This is a genomic window from Syntrophorhabdaceae bacterium (assembly GCA_036504895.1).
In the GTDB taxonomy this organism is placed as follows: domain Bacteria; phylum Desulfobacterota; class Syntrophorhabdia; order Syntrophorhabdales; family Syntrophorhabdaceae; genus PNOM01.
On the sequence record DASXUJ010000134.1, the window covers coordinates 21551 to 40540 of the forward strand.

Genomic DNA, 18990 nt, shown 5'->3' on the forward strand with positions numbered 1-18990 from the left:
CCCTGTCCGTAAAGCGGAACATCATTTTCATAAATATGATGCCGTCATGAAGGCGCGTATCGCTGAGTATCTATGAAAAAACATGGGGAAACGAAAACAGCTTCAGATGCCATTGAACCGGCAAGCACGCTCACTTTCAAAAAGGCACCTGTCTATACCGTTCAGGATATAATCCTTAAAATCTTGTCTGTCGAGCGATTCGAGGGCGGGTTTCAGATGGACACTCCTCTTGCGGTGATGCTTGGTTTAAGTGCAGTTGACCTCATGAAGCTGTCAAAGAAGATCATGGGCCGACAAAAGATGAATCGGTTCCTTGTGTTGTCGACGGCGATAGTACTGGAAATTCTTGAAAAGAGGTACCTGAATGAAAAGACAGAATGGAGCGCCGTTGTAGATAAAAGCAAAAAATGGTTAGACCGGGAAATAAGTGAAAAATCTCCCATGATTGAGCACACTGCACTCCTGAAGTGGACTGAAAGGTATGTAGGTGGAACTCGAGGGCAACCATAGTGCGATAATAAAGACCCGACTCAAGGTATCTCAACTGGCTACGCTATCCTAAGATGTATTGTATCAGGGGCCCCTTGGGCCCCGACCAGTCACCTCGGGAGTCACGGTGGGCCGAAACCACGTCATCAGAGCGAATTCCCATGGTTGGACTTTAACCAACAAGTCATACGTTCTACACGGCATACGGACGTCCATAACCATATTCACTAGATTGTGTTACCGTTAATGAAGTTATTTAATTTTGATTCCTGAGAAGCAGCTCTCTTTCGATGTTGGGAAATTTTGATTTAAGTTCTTAAGAGCGTCCCTGCTGGTACCCCCTGGATGATCGTGCCATTACCTTCGCCTGCCACTTTTTCATTGAATAAAACCTCTATATATGTGAGAAAGGAATAGAGAAAGGTTCGTCGGCAACACATCGGATGGGGCGACGACATACCGCACGCGCTACCGGGGCATGGGGGTCTCACGAAGACTTTTGACATCGATGACAACTGATTACCACGCGAAATATTACGCCTACGAGCTTAGCCGGACGGGAGGCAGTGGAGTCGACCGGCTGGGGCGCGCCCTTTTCGATGCCTGTGTGGATTTAAACCCCCACCAGATTGAGGCGGCCCTTTTTGCCCTCCGCTCTCCTATCTCCAAGGGGGTGCTTCTCGCCGACGAAGTTGGCCTTGGCAAGACCATTGAGGCGGGTCTTGTACTGTGCCAATACTGGGCGGAGCGGCGGCGCCATCTTTTGGTGATCTGCCCTGCCTCTCTCCGCAAACAATGGGAGTTGGAACTTTCTGAAAAGTTCAACCTCCCCTCTATAGTTCTCGATGCAAAAGCCTTTCGGGACCAGCAGAAAAATGGCAGACCGAATCCCTTCAGAGATAGCAGGATAGTCATCTGTTCCATGCATTACGCAGCAGGCAAAGCGGACGAACTCAAACAAATCCCGTGGGACCTTGTCGTCATCGATGAAGCACATAAGCTCCGCAATTCCTACCGCCAGAGTAATCAGATAGGTCAGAAAATCCGTATGGCCACGGAAGACCGCAAAAAGCTCCTTTTGACCGCCACGCCACTTCAAAATTCGCTCCTGGAGCTGTATGGCCTCTCCACCCTTATCGATGAACGTTTTTTCGGTGAGCTTGCCTCCTTTCGCGCCCAGTATCTTAATTACGGAGGCGATATCCCGGGACTAAGAGATCGCCTCAAGGCCTTCTGCTGGCGCACTCTGCGTAGCCAGGTGGTCGAGTTCGTTTCTTTCACGGAGCGAAGACTCATTACACGCCCCTTCAAGCCCACGGAACAAGAGCACAAACTCTATGAGGCCGTGTCGGCCTATCTGAAACGCGATGATGCGTACGCTCTGCCATCGGGACAGAAACACCTCCTCATCCTCCTGGTCCGTAAAGTACTTGCTTCCTCCCCCCATGCCGTAGCAGGTACACTGGAAATCATGAGAAACAGGCTTCTCAGGCTCCAGGATGAGGTCAGGAGCAATGCATCGGTGTTGACGCGCCTCATATCCGACGAAGAGATTGACGACGATGTCCTCGACGAGCTTCTCGAGGACGAGGAGGATAACCTCGTCGACGCTGACAGCATGCCCGTGGAGGTCCCGTCCGAGGCGGTAGAAAAGCCGATTGACCTCAAAAAGCTAGCCCATGAGATACAAGAGCTTGAAGATTATATCCGGTGGGCGAGGGGCATCGGCATAGACACAAAAACAAAGGCCCTCGTCGCGGCCCTTGAGATCGGTTTTAGAAAAATGGAGGAGATGGGTGCAGCGCAGAAGGTGGTGGTCTTCACCGAATCGCGGCGCACCCAGGCCTGGCTCAAGGAGTTTCTTGAAGGCAGCGGATATGCCGGTCAGGTGCTTACCTTCAACGGCACGAACAAAGATGATGCATCGGGCCAGGTCTATCAGGAGTGGCTCATTGCCAACCGGGACTCGGGCCGGGCCACCGGCTCCAAACAGATTGACCTCCGCACGGCCATCATTGACCGCTTTCAATCGCATGCGCGCATCCTCATAGCGACAGAGGCGGGTGCGGAAGGCCTTAACCTTCAGTTTTGCTCGGCCATCGTCAATTTCGACCTGCCCTGGAACCCGCAAAGGATAGAGCAGCGCATCGGAAGATGCCACAGGTATGGTCAGAAACATGATGTGGTGGTTATCAATTTCCTGAATGAACGGAATGAGGCAGACCGCCGCGTATATGAGTTATTGGATCAGAAATTTAACCTCTTTACCGGCATCTTCGGTGCGTCCGATGATGTACTCGGTTCCATTGAGTCCGGGATTGATTTTGAGAAGCGCGTCCTTGAAATTTATCAGGAATGCCGCACGGAAGAGGAAATTCAAGCAGCCTTTGAACGTCTGCAGACCGACCTCGATGAGGAGATCCAGACAAGGATGCGGGACACCAGAAGGCTCCTCATGGAGAATTTCGATGAGGACGTCCACGCGAGGCTCAAAGTCAACTTGTCCGGCGCCCAGGAGAAACTCGACAGGATCGGGCGGCTCTTCTGGATGCTCACAAAGCACGTCCTTCAGGATTTGGCCCGGTTCGACGACCCGAACCTTTCCTTTCTTCTCGATTCCTCCCCCATCTCCGGGGCTACTCCCGGACACTATCATCTCATTTCAAAAGATAGAGAGAATGTACCGGGCGAATACCTTTACAGGCTGAGCCACCCCCTCGGTGAGCACGTCATTGCAGAGGGTGTATCGTACGAGTGCCCCACGGCGGAGGTGGAATTCGACATGAGCAACCATCCCACCAGGATCTTGATGGTGGAGAAGCTCAAGGGAAAATCCGGCTGGCTCCGTCTCCGGCACGTGCGGATAGACTCGTTCGACCGGGTAGAATTCCTGCTCTTTACCGCGGTTGACGACCAGGGCAACAACATAGACCAGGAGACGTGCGAGAAGCTCTTCAACTGCAGGGGCCGAACCCGCCAGGCGGTTGACTTGCCTCAAGACTCCCGGGATCGCTTAGGCGCCGATTCCGAAAGGTATACAGAGGCTACGATTGCCCGTAACCTGGAAGAAAACAATCAGCACTTCACCGAGGCGTGCCGGCAGCTCGACAAATGGGCGGAAGACATGGAGATGGCCGCGCAGAAGGAGCTGGACGATATAAAACGCCAGGTCCGGGATCTGCAGCGCAGAAGCCGCCAGGCCCCCACCATTGAGGAGCAGCACGGCCTGCAGGAAGAGATTGGCAGGCTTGAACGCAAGAAACGCACCCTGCGGGAGCGGATTTTTGACATTGAGGACGAGATTACCGCCAAGAGGGACCACCTCGTAGATCAGCTCGTAAAGCGCATGCAGCAAAAAACAACGGTCACACCGGCCTTTACTATACGGTGGAGTGTGGTATGATGAAATGGCGGCACTCCTGTAGCTATTTTGACTAAAATAAAAATTCCCAAAAGTGATCATCGATCATTATTGATTGGAGATTGAAGAATGCCTACGACCGAACAATTGAGAACCAGGCTTCTCAAGAAACTGAAGGAGCTTTTTCAGCTCGATCAGCCGGACCTTGACTTCGGCTTCTATCGCATCATGCATGCCAAGGCCCGGCAGGTCTCGGAATTTATCGACAATGACCTTCTCAAAATAGTCGAGGAGGCTTTCGGCCATGTTGACGAGGCTCGCAAGAATAGCCTCAAGGCAAAGATAGAGGAGGCAATTACCACGGCCCAAAAATTCGGGGCTCCTGACCCTGAGGCGACGGACGCGGTAAAGGAAGCCCGGGTCCAATATGAAGCGGTTGCGGATACGGCCTCGGCGGAAGCCGACATATATGATCACCTCTACAGGTTTTTTGAACGGTACTATGACGACGGCGATTTCATCTCCCGCCGCTACTATGCGAGGGAAACGGAAGGTCGCGCTGCTCCTTTTGCGGTCCCTTACAACGGAGAGGAGGTTAAGCTCCACTGGGCCAATGCAGACCAGTACTATATTAAGACTGCGGAATACTTCACCAACTTTACCTTCGATCTTTCTAAAGCGGCAAGAGCCCAGATCGAAAGGAACCGCAAAGAAAAAGCGGGCGATAAGGACACTCTTTTCGATCTCTCCGATAAAGACCCTCTCGATGACCTCAAGGTCCATTTTCTTATCGTCGAAGCGAGCGAGGGAGAGCACGGCAATGTAAAAGCATCGGAGACCACGAAGCGCTTCTTCCTCATCCACAAGGATAGACCCATAGAGCTGAACGACAGAGAAGAGTTGACCGTCAACTTCGAGTACCGGCCTGATCCTGAAAAATCAGGCCAGGAAGGTACCCACCGCGAAAAACGCAACGCCGAGGCAATGGAAACAATTCTGCACGCCTTAGAAGAAATGGCCAAAGGCGAGGCATCTCCTCGCCTGGAAAAATATGGGCAACTGTTAAGAACCCCTTCCCCCACGGATTCAGACAAAAAACGGCCTCTCCTGGCGAAATATATCAACCAGTATACGGCCCGCAACACCATGGACTATTTCATCCATAAGGACCTTGGCGGCTTTCTCCACCGGGAACTCGATTTCTATATCAAGAATGAAATAATGCGTCTCGACGACATCGAAAACGCCGACGTGCCCTCCGTTGAGTCATATCTTGCGAAAATAAAGGTCCTTCGGCTAATTGCGGGCAAACTCATCGATTTCCTCGCGCAACTCGAAGACTTCCAGAAGAAACTCTGGTTAAAAAAGAAGTTCGTTATCGAGACAAATTACTGTGTCACCCTTGACCGGATACCCGAGGTGCTTTATCCCGAGATAACCTCGAATGAGGCGCAACATGACGAGTGGATACGCCTGTTTTCGATTGATGAGATCGAGACAGTGCCCGGTGACTTAGCTACCCCTGATATACCAGGTTATTCAAAGCCCCTCACGGTGCATTTTCTTAAAACTCACAACAAGATGGTGCTTGATACTCAGTTCTTTGACGATACGTTTAAGGAACAACTTATTTCCTCAATTGAAGGATTTGACGAACAGTGTGATGGCTTGCTGATTCATTCGGAAAATTTCCAGGCATTGAGTCAGTTACGGGAGCGCTATCGAGAGCAGATGGAATGTATCTATATTGATCCGCCCTATAATACTTCTGAGAATGCTTTCTTATATAAGAACGGCTACAAACATTCTTCGTGGCTTGCTATGTTGTCCGATAGGATTAGAGTAGCCTCGCTATTCACCCCAAAATCTGGTGTGTTTATGGGCGCGATCGACGACACCGAGTATTCAAACCTCAAGACTGCGTTGTCTGACACTTTTGGAGACGACAATTATGTGGGCACTATTGCCGTCGAAGTAAACCCAGCAGGTCAAAATATTAGGCCAAACGTCCCGGCGCGGAGCCATGATTATTTTCATATTTTTGCAAATGATATCGAATCAATAAACATGGTCCTAAGGGGACTCACCGCCAAGGAACGAGAGCAATACAAGGAAAGGGACACAAAAGGTTATTTTTATTGGGATAATTTGCGTCGAAGGGGAGGTAACTCGCGACCCTCAGACAGGCCCAAACAATGGTTCCCCTTGTTTATAGATGGCGCTCAGGTCAGAGTTCCAACAATGGACTGGAGCGAGCATGCAAAAAAATGGCTTGTAAAGGAAGCCCCGCTACAGGGAGAAACTGAAGTATGGCCAATTGACCCCAAAGGTGAGGAGCGTATATGGCGCGTCAATGTAGAGGGCGCAAGGCAGGGAATTGCCGAAGGCGAGATATCTGTTATCGAGAAAGCCGGTAGATTGGAGGTGTCGAAAAAGTCGCGAGAACCCGAAGGAAAAAAACCAAAAACATTCTGGTCGGAGCCAAAATACTCGGCCACATCCCACGGATCAAAGTTGCTCCTCGACATTCTTGGATCCGGGTTGCATTTCAGTTATCCAAAATCAATACATCTCACCACTGATGCAATTCGGTACTGGGCAGATCAATCAGCGCAGGTACTGGATTTTTTTGCTGGCTCGGGCACGACCGGCCACGCGGTTATGAACCTCAACCGCGAAGACGGCGGACGTCGTAAGTACATCCTTGTGGAAATGGGTGACTATTTCGATACTGTTCTAAAACCGCGTATTGCCAAAGTGGTCTATTCCGATAGCTGGAGGGACGGTAAACCGGTCGCCCGTGAGACCGGCATCTCCCATTGCTTCAAATACCTACGCCTCGAATCCTATGAGGATACCCTCAATAACCTGCGCTTCGATGACGATGCTGGGCGCATTAAGGCCATCGCTTCTAACACTTTCCTCATAGAAGACTACATGCTCCACTACCTGCTGGATGTGGAGACCAGGGGCAGCCAATCTCTTTTGAACATCGATGCCTTTAGTGATCCTACAGCGTATAGACTGATGGTGAAAAAGCCGGGCAGCGACGAACATGTCACCCGGCATGTCGATCTTGTGGAGACGTTTAATTACCTGATTGGCCTGAGGGTGACACACATTGCGGTACCACAATCTTTCGCGGCCGCATTTGCCCATATCCTTGATCCTGAACTGCCCGAGGACCAACACACAAAGCTTATCCTCGATGGGAAGATAAAACAGGATATCCAGGGCCCTTGGTGGTTCAGAAAAATCGAGGGCTGGGTTCCCGCCGACCCATCAAACCCGGGCAACGGTCATCGGGAAAAGGTGCTTATCGTTTGGCGAAAGCTTACGGGCGATATGGAACAGGACAATCTCATGCTCGACGAGTGGTTCGAAAAGAACCGCATCAGCACGAGGGATTTCGAATTCGATACCATTTACGTCAACGGGAGCAACAATCTCCCGAACCTCCAGAAAGAAGGGGATAACTGGAAGGTCCGTCTGATAGAGGATGAGTTCATGAAACGAATGTGGGATGTTGAGGGGGTGTGACGTGGCGCCGGTCAATTATCACTATGGCAAATTTCCTCCTGAAAAAGTCAACTGGGCCGACCTCATCTCCCTGATCGGGCCGGCCAATGCCGCTATAGCCCGTTACGACGGAGTGCTGTCTGCAATACCCAATTCAACCATATTGTTGAGCCCTTTGATAACTCAGGAGGCTGTTCTTTCTTCCCGCATCGAAGGCACCCAGGCGACGATGGGGGAAGTGCTGGAGTATGAGGCCGAAGGAGAGAAGGCCGGCATGTCAGCCGAGAAACGGGATGACATTATGGAGGTCCTCAATTATCGTGAAGCCATGCGTCACGCCGTGAATATGCTCAAGGAATTGCCTTTATGCCTGCGAATTGTTTTGGAAACCCACAAAATACTTTTAAACAACGTGCGGGGACATGGCAAGTCGCCGGGGCAGTATAGAAGGGTTCCGAATTGGATCGGGCCGGCCGGCTGCACCATGGAAACGGCCAGGTACGTGCCTATTTCCGCTGAACGGCTGCCTCAAGCCATGGGGGATTGGGAAAAGTATATTCATGGCGACGCCCCTGACAAGCTGGTGCAGCTTGCCATCCTTCATGCCGAGTTCGAGGCGCTCCATCCCTTCCTGGACGGAAACGGTCGCCTCGGCCGCATGTTGATACCCCTCTTTCTCTCTCAATCCGGTCTGATTCAGAGCCCCATGTTCTATATCAGCGCCTATTTTGAGACTCACCGTGATGAGTATTATGAAAGGCTCCTTGCCGTATCTCGGGATGAAGACTGGACTGGCTGGAGCGCGTTCTTTCTCAGGGCGATCCAGGAGCAGGCCGAGCAAAATAGAGAAAAGGCGCATGCCATACTGGCTCTTTACAATACCAAAAAGTCGGATATGGTGGCCCAGACACATTCGCAGTATGCCATTCACGCTCTGGATTGGATATTTCAGCGGCCCATATTCCGGAGTAGCGACTTCGTGAGATCTTCATCCATTCCCAAGCCAACTGCCTCGAGAATCCTTGCGGTCCTTAAAGAGAGCAAGATGCTCGCGGAGCTCGTTCCCGGAAGAGGACGGAGAGCTGCAGTCCTTGCATTCAGCGAGTTATTGAATATTGCGGAGGGACGCAATGCGTTTTGAGTCTCGTCTGTTAGACGCAAAGTCAGTTGTGTATCATAATAGCACCAATATGAGACACAATAGACTTCGTGGCTATTTCATGAGCCACAACCATAATCACGCTGAATATCGAGTACTTGTCCATGCCTAAGAAGCCCAAAGGTCCGAAGCAGCATGCCTTTCGCAACAAACTTCTCCTCAATCACTGGCTCATCAGCCTTTTCGGCATCGATCCCCTGTCCGAAAAGTATTCCGGCGCTTCAACGCGGCCCTTTCATGATCTCACAGAGCCGCTCAGGAAATGCCGGGAAGGTCTGGATCATGATAATCTTCACCATTTCTACCATGCCCTGGTACATAGTGAATTATTCTGGAACGACCTGGCCCTTCTTCCGAAAGAGCAGATCCTGATCTACGAAGAAAACCTAGTGCGACACACCCAGGCCATCAACGACAGGCGACACAGGCCCGTGGTCTGGAAATACTATCAATGGCTGACATTGCTCTTTGCGGAAGTTTACCTGGACCGTTTTTTCGGCAATCGGGAGAAACTCGTAGAGGACCTCAACGAATTTGTGAAGCGCTTCAACCTGAGATGGGTCGATTATGCGGATTTCCCGGCCTATTCGGAAGACGACCTGAATAAACTTTGCCTCCAGAACGCCACGGGAAGCGGGAAGACCCTCCTTATGCACGTCAATCTGCTTCAGTATCGTCATTACGCCAGGAAGTGCGCACAGGAGAAGCTCCTCTCCCGGGTCATTCTCCTTACCCCCAATGAACGGCTGAGCGAGCAGCATGTCGGTGAATTCAGGGAGAGCGGCATAACGGCCGGCAGCTATGTGAAAGAAAAAGGACAACTCTTCACCCAGGCGCAGGGCCTCAATCGGGTCGATGTACTGGAAATCACCAAGCTGGCAGACCAGGAAGGTCCTAATACCATCGCCGCCCGTAGCCTCGGCGACGAAAACCTTCTCCTGGTAGACGAAGGCCATCGGGGCATGAGCGGAAAAGAGGAAGGCGTGTGGCTTACTCGCAGGTCGGACCTTTGCGCAAAAGGATTTACCTTTGAGTATTCGGCGACCTTCGAACAAGCGGTGTCGGCTGCAGGTAACAAAGATTTCGAAAACAGCTATGCCAAGACTATCTTTTTTGACTACTCTTATCGATGGTTCTATGAGGACGGATTCGGCAAGGATTATCAGATACTGAACCTGCCCAAATCCTTCGAGGATATGAGGACCACATACCTGACGGCCTGCCTGCTCAAATTCTACCAACAGCTAAGGATCTACGAAGACAAATTGGTGGAATTCGAGCCCTTCAATATTGAAAAACCGCTTTGGGTTTTCGTTGGCAGCACGGTCTCAAAGGCCAAAGGGGGCTCCGAAGACGAAAAGATCATGGCAACGGATGTGGCGCAGATAATTCAATTCATCGCCGGCTTCCTCCATGACCGCCAGGGTGCGTGCCGGAGAATGGGCGATATCCTCACCGGCAAGGGCCGTGATACGGGCCTCGTTGACAAGGATGGGGCCGATATTTTCGCCGAATCCTTCAATTATCTGGCAAGGATGATGATGGCCGGAGAAACTTTAGACCATCTCTACCGCGATATTCTCGCGCGTCTTTTCAACAATTCGGCGGGCGGCATCCTTGAGCTTGCCAGGATCAAGGGGGAATCCGGCGAGGTGGCTCTCCGCGTCGGCTCTGCTCGCGACCCCTTCGGGCTCATAAACGTGGGTGACGCAAAAGGCCTCTGCGACCACGTTGAAGAGGTGGCCGCCCAGAACGGTACCCTTCTGAAGGTGGAAGACAGCGACTTTACCGAGGCCATGTTCGCCTCCGTGAAGGATTCGTCGTCCCCCGTGAACCTCCTCATAGGGTCAAAGAAGTTCGTAGAAGGATGGGATTGCTGGAGGGTCAGCACCTTGGGGCTGATGCATGTGGGGCGCAGCGAAGGCTCTCAGATCATTCAGTTGTTCGGGCGTGGCGTCCGCCTTAAAGGTTACGAGTGGAGTCTGAAACGGAGCGGGAAGTCTTCCGCACCTCAGCAGCCCGTCTTCATTACGGAAATCGAAACCCTCAACGTGTTCGGGATTGAAGCCGATTTCATGGAAAAGTTCCGGGATTTCCTGAGAGAGGAAGGCCTGCCGGGGAACGAGCACAGGCTGGTCATAACCATCCCCCTGAATGTGACCTACGACTTCGGCAAGAAGCTCAAAATCCTGCGCCCGAAAAGAAAGGCTTCTGATGGTAAGGAATATGATTTCAAAAAGGATGGACCCGTCCCTACCGTGGGCGATGTGCCTCAATATATGACCGACAACCGGGTGGTGGCAGACTGGTACCCCCGCATCCAGGCCGTACAGTCCAGGGGAGGGGGCCTTGTCGCCCAAAAGGACAAAGCGTATCTTAGAGAAGGGCATCTTGCTCTGCTGGATTACGACGCGCTGTTTTTCGAGCTGGAACAGTTCAAGCGCGAACGGACCTGGCACAATCTCAACATTTCGAAGGACGGCATATACCGTCTTCTCCACGATACGTCATGGTACATCCTTTATCTGCCGGAAACATGGCTTACACCATCGGGATTCCATGGAGTTATGCTCCTGCAGCAGGTTGCCGTCGAGCTCCTGAAGAGGTACTGCGAGCATTACTACAATTACCGCAAACGCGAATTTATCGAGCCGCGGCTTGAGCTCAGGGAGCTGACGGCGGATGACGACAACTTACCCAAAGAGGAACTTTATCAACTCATCGTTGACGGGGACGAGTTGCAGGTCATTGAGGGAATCGAACGGATCAAGAAGGATCTCGAATCGAGAAAGGACGACCTTCTTCGAGCCGGCGATCTAAACGCCTGCGACTTCGGACGGCATCTTTTCCAGCCCCTATTTCATGTCCGTCGCGGCGGCAAGATTACCATCCTTCCGATAGCGCTCAACGAAAGTGAATATCAATTCGTCACCGACCTGAAGGACTGGTGCGAAATGAATAAGGCTACCCTTAAGACCGACGGCGTGGAGCTCTACCTGCTGAGAAACATGAGCCGCGGCAAGGGTGTAGGGTTTTTCGAGGCGGGAAACTTCTACCCGGACTTCATTCTATGGATGCTCACTGGAGACAAACAGTACGTCACCTTCTTAGACCCCCATGGCCTCCTGCATGGCGAGGGCCCGGCAAGCGAGAAGATCCAGCTCCACCTCCGAATCAAGGACATCGAGCAACGCCTCAACGATCCGAATATAGTTCTCAACAGTTTCATCCTCTCGTGGACCCCACATCCCCAGTTAAAATGGGGCAACACCCGGGAGGAACTCGAAAAACAGCATGTACTCTTTATGACGGATGACCGTGATGGGTATATTGAAAAACTTTTTGAAGGAATGAGAAACACTTTAAATAGCGGGCGCGCAGGAGAAAAGTAGAGAAATCTTACGACACAAGGAGTAACTCCTCTATGGAATACATTTCTAATAAACAAGCGACCAAGAGGGTACAAAAGGCAATTCTTCAGTGCCCTTCTGCTCTGCCTGTATAAGAAAGGTGACGATGTACATCGCTGAGTTGAAGGGGAAGCTATCTCTCACGGACGAGAGAAAGGAAGACATCCTCACGAGTAATGTGTTTTCCTTTTTTAAATATTCTACCCGCAAGGTCTTTCTGAAGGATAAGGGGTTGCGGGACGCTCTTAAAAACTTAAGTTAAACGAGATTCTCCTCCATCAACCGGTACCCATTCTCCTAGGCGATTGTTTGGCCTCTCCTTGCGGCATAGGGCCCCATGTGGGAGACGCGCATCAATAAATAACTATCTTTCCCTGTACCCCCCCAGGAACCTACGGAGATATACTCCCCGAAGTCACGTATCGATCCTCTTGGTTTGAAGAACCCGTTCTAAGTCGCCTTTGATTGTAAGCACAAAGAAATTTGTCTTGAAATTTGATAGGTCGTGGAGCACAATAGATTCTACGTGGGTGGTACACTGTCACGAACACTTCCCAAAAATTGTCAAGGGAGACACAATGGCTTTCATTACTTTGGCAGTCGGTCCCCGTGTGATTCGAGAGGTGTGCGAGGGCCATGAATATCAGAAGCAGCTTGCGATCCGAGGCGCCTCCCGGGACCTTCGAACCCTTATAGAGGCGGCCAATCGACAGAATAAGGTTACTGTTGCGATTTGCGGGACATTCGAACTTGCAATTGGTGATACAGGCGCGATATGGGGAGTTCATCAGGCTGTCGGCGTCCAAGCGGAGGACTTTGGCAATCTTTATGCTCTTTTGGCAAATCGTCCGGGCATCGCAGTTACATTCCGATGGTAGAAGAGTACCTAGGGGACGGAGCGCCACCTTCTCTGCGTCGCCTGCACCAGGGCCAAGGACTATCTGCTCGTCACGAGCGGCATACACCGTCGGAGTTTCTCGACGACATGGAAATAGGGGGCGTGCATAAGAGGGGTGACGATGTACATAGCTGAGTTGAAGGGAAAGCTTTCTCTCGCTGACGAGAGAAAGGAAGACATCCTCACGAGTAATGTGTTTTCCTTTTTTAAATATTCTACCCGCAAGGTCTTTCTGAAGGAATATCTCCGAAGACTTCAGTTCAGCGTCTCCGACGAGGAGGCGGAAGCTGCCGAATTCGAGTTTTGGCCTCGGTACGAGGAGAACACAGAGCCCGACCTTGTACTCCTCGTGGGGAAATATTATCTGCTCTTTGAAGCGAAGTACTTCTCCAACTTTGGGCAGGAGACCAAGACGACCCGCGGCCAGTTGATCAGAGAAATTGAGGGCGGCCTCCTCGACGCGAAAAATTACGGCAAGGAGTTCAAGCTCGTTGCCATAACTGCCGATCATTACTATAGGCACCACAGATTTGATGCAGTTCCCAAAGAACTACATCAACATTTGAAATGGACGAACTGGCAAATTGTCTCTCACCTCCTCTACGACGCCCTTGAGCGCGGCTGGGACTTGCGCCAGGAGGACGTTGATTTTGCGCGGGACCTTTACAATCTTCTTGATCGAAAAAACCTCAGGAACTTCCTCGGGACTCACATCCCGCACCGGAGAATCTTCCACCGTGCCCAAAAGGGATCGGTCTTCTTCGAGGCGAATACTGCCCGCTACAGAGGGAACTTCATAGGCTTTCTATCGAGTTTTTCGGAGAGCGGGAGGCTCAGGGCGGCATATGATGCTATATTCTACGAGCCTCGCAGGATGTTCTTTGCCATGAATGACGCCGGACTACTCCATCGTCCGCAGGAAACCATATTTTGGAAGGAGAAAGGGTAAGATGAATAGGCCGGAGATGGTCAACCAAACGCGGATGGCTTTTGATTACCTTCAGAAGATGTATCTTGAAGTGTCGTATCTCATAAAGGAGATAGAAGGACAGCTATTTGAAGAAGACGAGAAATTCGTGATTTGTAAGGCCAGCGGCTATGCTATAAGCACGAGAAGCTCATCAGGCTTGGAATCTCCCAACGTGGCGATGTGGCTCACAAGAAAACTCGCCGTATCTTTCGTGCCGGAGGAGAGAACCAAGTTGGATCGAGGTCAAACACTTACCGACATTAACGGCGGACTCAAAGTGTTCCATACCAGTATTGTGTTGGATGATCCTAAGGTAAGCGAGCCTTCCGTGTTTTCCGGTGTGCTCTATAATATCCATCAGAAACTCTCGGTAAAATGGATCAAGAAGTTTGAGAATATAATGGCCCATATTGAATATAACAGGGAGAAGGTCTTCAAAGACCCCGAAAACGTGGAACATGAAGATGCGTATATCAAACTGAGCGGCAAGTTTGTCCGTCGCAATCTATTCGACATCAACAACAGCGAAGCGATAGTGGAGCACATCATAAAACCGGCATTGCTGCTGTATAGAGGCGTGCCGTAGGATGGTTCCCGACGGTACGTCGGCACCCGTGCGGTGGCAGCAAAACTTCGACAAATCGTAGGAAGGCCAACGGGAATAGCCACGATGCAATCTGTGTATTTGGTAAATAAAAAAAGAGCCCGAGAAACCGACGTGAAGGAGGTTGCATGTTCAAGAAGAACCAGTTTTACACGAGAATAGAAATTGCAGAGGAAGTTGGTGGCGGTGGCCTGCAGGACTGCCTCGTCCATTCCGGGGGCCGTGTGATCGCAATCTGCATGAGGAAGGACATGAATCCCGACGCCCCCGACATATTGTTGGTCGGAACAGGACCAGACAAACAAAGATACAGTAAATTCCTATGTGAATTCCAGCTAAACGATTCGATCCCTATCTTTACAAAAACCGACAGTGGCTGGAAGTCTCACGGATATTTTAAAGTAAAGAACTTTTCGGTAGACGCGAATCTAATCAAAAAACACGAAAGCCAATCCGGCAGAAACGATGTCAAAATGGTCATTGAGTTTATGGAAGCCTAGAAAATGAGATACACTCACCGGGCGTAGCCTTCCTCTTCACCCGAAGCTAGTCGATTGCTTCGGAATGTCCTCCCAAAAGTCTACTTCAAACCGCTTGTCACGAAGGGTCAGCCCTTGATTGACACGAGACAAAGCCTTGTTCAGTAATCCTCGATTTGCCGGTCAGCAAGGGCCCGGCGTAATTCGGACGATGGATAAGAAGTGAGATATAGTGAATATAATCAAAAAGAGGTCGTGCCGCGGCGACCATCTAATGTGATACCTTTGGAGCCGCCTGCTGTGGAGGGTGGAATTGGCCGGAAGGTCCAGATGTGGTGTCAGGCGAGCATAGGAGGACCGCAGGCGTATATTGATACGTCGAAGGGCACCGGCGGAGCATGGCGCCGCAGATGGGCCTTTTGTGTCAATTCCACATTCCCGGCTAGAGCGAGGCCGTGGCCTCAGGACAAAGCAGAAGGGTCGGTCCCTTGACACAGGACAAGCTGTCCCCGCCAAGCATGCGTCTCTGTCCTCCGAAACAGGCCTCTCATGCCCACAGTAACCAAAGCCGTTCAGGCACTTGAGGATGGAAGGCTCGTAACGGAAATAACCGGCCGACCCAGGGGAAGGATTTACAATTATCGGTAGTATATGGACATCATGAATGAGGGGGCCGACCTGGAATAGTTCTGGTTGTTGGGGTATTTGTGGGAGCTATCGGATGCATACCTCCTTCGATTCCTCGTCCATGTAGCAGCCGCTGCAATTCCAGTTACAGTCGCCATAAAGCAGGTTGCAGGATTGTGCTGCTTTTCGCGTGTCGAAGACGTCGACCTCGCCCAGATATTGGTTGTTGTTTCTGTCCCCTGCGTAGCAGGAAACCATATATTCGGTTTTACCCCAGTCTGCCGCTGCGCTGCCCGCGAGGATGGATAATCCAGCCAAAACCAGGATTAATGCACCTACAAGATGTCTCCCCACGGGTCCTTCAGCCTTCCCGCGGCCCTCAGACACAGGGCTGCCGGATCGATTTCATTTTCATTGTCTCTCTCTTCCCTTGCGCGGATGTCGAAATTTTTTATCCCCACGCTCCGGGCCTTGATCCGGGTGGCTCAATTAGCCATAGGATCTTTTATGGGCTCTCTCTTTCTATTCTCCTTCTTCAGTTCAGGTCCTTATCTTTGTAGTACTTGGCGCCCGTGATGCTGACGCCGGCGATAAGACCCTCTTCAGTGATCTGGTACATATGCACGCCTTCCGACACTGTCACGGCTCCGGCGAGCGCCCCGCCCTCGGTTTTGGTCTTGGCTGCCGCCATGGCGTCCGCGCCGAACTCCCAGCCGGAAGTCACGAATTTGTTGTAGGCCTCCGGAGTGTCAAAGATCATCACGGCCCGAAATCTCCTGGCTCCCAGACCCAACCCCGGCTGGAGTTCCGCCATCTCCATGAACGTCTCCTTTTTCGTGTCGTTGTTCTTCGCCATGCCCTTGCCCCGGACCCCTCCCATGAACATGAGCTTAAAACCGAAGTCGGTGAAGACCGCGTAGCCCGCCGCATTTGTGACTACCCTTTGGGCTGCGGGGTTGGCTCTATAGAGTTGGGCAAGCGTCTGTGCCGCCATGTCACGGAGAGGAGCCTGCGCCTCTTCTTTTTGAACCTCCGTCTTCGGGGCGGTCGCGCAGGACGCAAGCCCCAGGAACCCCAGTATCATGACCGACAAAATAACTGCACGAACTGTTTCTCTCCTCATTGTGCGTCCTCCTCCCGTGTTCCGCGCGTCCCTATCCAATAGTCGCCAAAATTAACCGTCATCATTGCCGTTCTTCTTTAGACTCGACCGGAGTTCATGAGAACTCATGGTGGCCCATCCCCGTCCATACCGGGATTATTATCACAGGCTTCTGTCTTGTCAAGCGGCCATATATTCATTATGTCGCTCCTCGGGGAATGTCGCGAACAGTTTCCTTTTTTCGCTCTCCCGGTGATTCTCGCAAGGAGAGGATGGGATCGGGGAGAGCGAAAAAGACCGGGATGGGGCGTTCGGTATGGCTGCCCGGATAGGGGAAGTGGACGAGAACGACATCGATACTTACACTTCCTCCAGGGACTCCGGGTCTTTTGGAAGATTGTCGGAAAAAGACCCTTCGATTTCATGCGCCGGATGAAGCGGAGCGGAGTGGCAGCTGAATTTGCTGAACCTGCGGCGCACAGCCCCCTTGGATGCCATCTGGTGGCGTTCTCAGGGCACGAAGAAGGCGGATAAGGGGCTCAACACACGAGAGAGTTGTTCAGGGAAGTTCAGATCACAATGTTATACCGGCACTTGAAAAGAGGTGAGAAAGAAAAATGCTGAGGCGGCAGCCTGCCATAACCCTGCAAAGGGGGCGGCTTTTTTCGGTATTAGTCGAGTATTTGTATGCACCAAATTAATGAGGAAGGGAGGTAAGGCATGAAGAGGGTATTGTTAGCAGTAATGGCTCTGGCACTGGTTTTCACGGTGGTACAAATTGATTTTGCCCTGGCTCAGGATACCGAGATGCTTGGGGCCGCGAAGATGGCGGGCGAGAAGCCCGGTGTCGTTATGGTGCAGTCAGTTTCGGAGAAGGTCAACGTCGAGTCAGTTGACGCGGCGGCACGGACCTTGACCCTCAAATTTCCGGACGGGAGAATGGTCGCTCACAAGGTGGACCCGTCCGTGAAAAACTTCGACCAGATAAAGGCGGGTGACGAGATCAAGGTAACTTATGCAAAATCCGTGGCGCTCTATGTCAGGAAGGCTACTGACTCGCCGGCGCAGGGCGAGGTCCGGACCGTCCAGGTGGCGCCCAAGGGCGCAAAGCCGGGCGTTGTCATGACAGGTACCTCTGAAATAACTGCCAGGGTCGAGGCAATCGATTATGCGAACCGAACCGTAACGCTCAAAGGACCCGAGGGCAACGTGGCCACCTTTTCGGTGGACGAGAGGGCAAAGAGGTTCAAGGCCGTGAAGGTGGGCGACGACATCGTCCTGAGGGTCACCGATGCCATGGTAATAGCGGTCGAGACGCCCGCTCAATAGCGGGTCAGCGTACCAAGCCCCGCCTAAAGGCGGCCTGCGAGCCCTCGTCGCCTTCAGGCGGGGCTTGCAGATTTCACTGAGGAGGAAAGGGAGATGAGGAAAAAAGCTGAAATGCTCTTCGTGGTTTTTACGGTTACGCTGGCGCTCGCAATGTTCTGTCCGTGGGCATACGGTCAGGAGACCTCATCCGGTGAGAGCGACTCCATCAAAGGTGATAAATGGCAGGTGGAGGTAATACCCTATCTCTGGGCAACGGCCCTGACCGGCAATGTGCAGGTAAGAGGCATCGATTCCAAAGTGGATATGAGCTTTGCCGATATCTGGAAGGACCTCGACTTTGGAGCCATGGCGCACGTAGAAGCAATGAAAGGGAACTGGGGGTTCTTCGCGGACGGACTCTATGTGAAACTCACGGCCGATGGGGACACCGCCGGTCCAAGGGTCGGACCCGTCTCGGGGAGCGTCAAGATAAAAGAATGGATCGTTGAGCTGGGCGGCCTGTACCGGATCGGCCGGTGGCCGGTCGGGGAAGGGAGAAAGATATCGCTTGACGCCCTTGGCGGGGGCCGGTACTGGTACCTCGAAAGCACCCTGAATTTTGCCGCTCCTGATCGCGGTCTTCTTATCGATATGAGCGCAAGTAAAGAGTGGGTTGACCCCTTTGCAGGACTCCGGATGCGCGCGGACCTGACCCGGGATCTCGCATTCCTGTTACGGGGCGATATTGGAGGCTTCGGTCTGGGTTCGACCTTCTCCTGGAATGCCTCCGGCGTCTTTCAATATTCTTTTACCCCCGCAATCAGAACCTATCTGGGATACCGCGCCATGAAGGTGGATTATGAGTCGGGAAGCGGTGCGACCAAGTTCAGATATGACGTGAACATGTATGGCCCCATCGCGGGAGTGGGCTTCCGTTTTTAGCTTGAATTGCCGTAACAAAACCATAGGCTGCGTTGAGAGGTTCTCGAAGCGGCGGCCGGGAAAGGGGCTTTTAGGTTCCGGGCGGAGAGGATGAAGATTTTTCCGGATGAGACCCATGGAGT

12 protein-coding genes are annotated in these 18990 nt (G+C 52.0%); 10 read left to right on the plus strand and 2 right to left on the minus strand.

Going from position 1 to position 18990, the window contains the following annotated elements; all coding sequences use genetic code 11:
* The first annotated feature begins 72 nt into the window (after window positions 1-72).
* The 8 genes from VGJ94_18980 (at window position 73) to VGJ94_19015 (ending at window position 14910) form a co-directional block, all read left to right on the plus strand.
* Window positions 73-510, plus strand: coding sequence for a hypothetical protein (locus tag VGJ94_18980; protein HEY3278705.1), 438 nt, complete (start codon window positions 73-75; stop codon window positions 508-510).
* Between the two features lie 487 nt (window positions 511-997).
* Window positions 998-3892, plus strand: a complete 2895-nt coding sequence (locus tag VGJ94_18985; GenBank protein HEY3278706.1) for an SNF2-related protein — start codon at window positions 998-1000, stop codon at window positions 3890-3892.
* 186 nt (window positions 3893-4078) lie between these two features.
* Window positions 4079-7390: a site-specific DNA-methyltransferase gene (locus tag VGJ94_18990; GenBank protein HEY3278707.1), complete on the plus strand. Its 3312-nt coding sequence runs from the start codon at window positions 4079-4081 to the stop codon at window positions 7388-7390.
* A gap of 1 nt (window position 7391) precedes the next feature.
* Complete coding sequence (locus tag VGJ94_18995) at window positions 7392-8510, plus strand: Fic/DOC family N-terminal domain-containing protein (protein ID HEY3278708.1); 1119 nt, start codon at window positions 7392-7394, stop codon at window positions 8508-8510.
* Between the two features lie 122 nt (window positions 8511-8632).
* Window positions 8633-11920, plus strand: coding sequence for a DEAD/DEAH box helicase family protein (locus VGJ94_19000; GenBank protein ID HEY3278709.1), 3288 nt, complete (start codon window positions 8633-8635; stop codon window positions 11918-11920).
* Between the two features lie 1037 nt (window positions 11921-12957).
* Window positions 12958-13785 carry a hypothetical protein gene (locus tag VGJ94_19005; GenBank protein ID HEY3278710.1) on the plus strand — a complete coding sequence of 276 codons (828 nt, stop codon included), beginning with the start codon at window positions 12958-12960 and terminating at the stop codon, window positions 13783-13785.
* A gap of 1 nt (window position 13786) precedes the next feature.
* Window positions 13787-14392, plus strand: coding sequence for a hypothetical protein (locus VGJ94_19010; protein ID HEY3278711.1), 606 nt, complete (start codon window positions 13787-13789; stop codon window positions 14390-14392).
* A gap of 146 nt (window positions 14393-14538) precedes the next feature.
* Window positions 14539-14910 (plus strand): hypothetical protein, encoded by a 372-nt coding sequence (locus VGJ94_19015; protein ID HEY3278712.1) that lies wholly within the window; start codon window positions 14539-14541, stop codon window positions 14908-14910.
* A 693-nt stretch (window positions 14911-15603) separates the two neighbouring features.
* Here VGJ94_19015 and VGJ94_19020 read toward each other — a convergent pair.
* Together VGJ94_19020 and VGJ94_19025 are read right to left on the minus strand one after the other, a co-directional pair.
* On the minus strand, window positions 15604-15870 hold the full coding sequence (locus VGJ94_19020; GenBank protein HEY3278713.1) for a hypothetical protein: 267 nt from the start codon (window positions 15868-15870) through the stop codon (window positions 15604-15606).
* A gap of 181 nt (window positions 15871-16051) precedes the next feature.
* A complete protein-coding gene (locus tag VGJ94_19025) occupies window positions 16052-16639 on the minus strand; it encodes a YSC84-related protein (GenBank protein HEY3278714.1) in 588 nt (195 codons plus the stop codon).
* 699 nt (window positions 16640-17338) lie between these two features.
* On the opposite strand from VGJ94_19025, the gene VGJ94_19030 reads away from it, so the two are divergent.
* Both VGJ94_19030 and VGJ94_19035 read left to right on the plus strand, forming a co-directional pair.
* The gene (locus VGJ94_19030; protein ID HEY3278715.1) at window positions 17339-17947 is read left to right on the plus strand and encodes a hypothetical protein; all 609 of its coding nucleotides are present in this window, start codon (window positions 17339-17341) and stop codon (window positions 17945-17947) included.
* Window positions 17948-18040: 93 nt separating this feature from the next.
* Window positions 18041-18868, plus strand: coding sequence for a hypothetical protein (locus VGJ94_19035; GenBank protein HEY3278716.1), 828 nt, complete (start codon window positions 18041-18043; stop codon window positions 18866-18868).
* The last annotated feature ends 122 nt before the right edge of the window (window positions 18869-18990 follow it).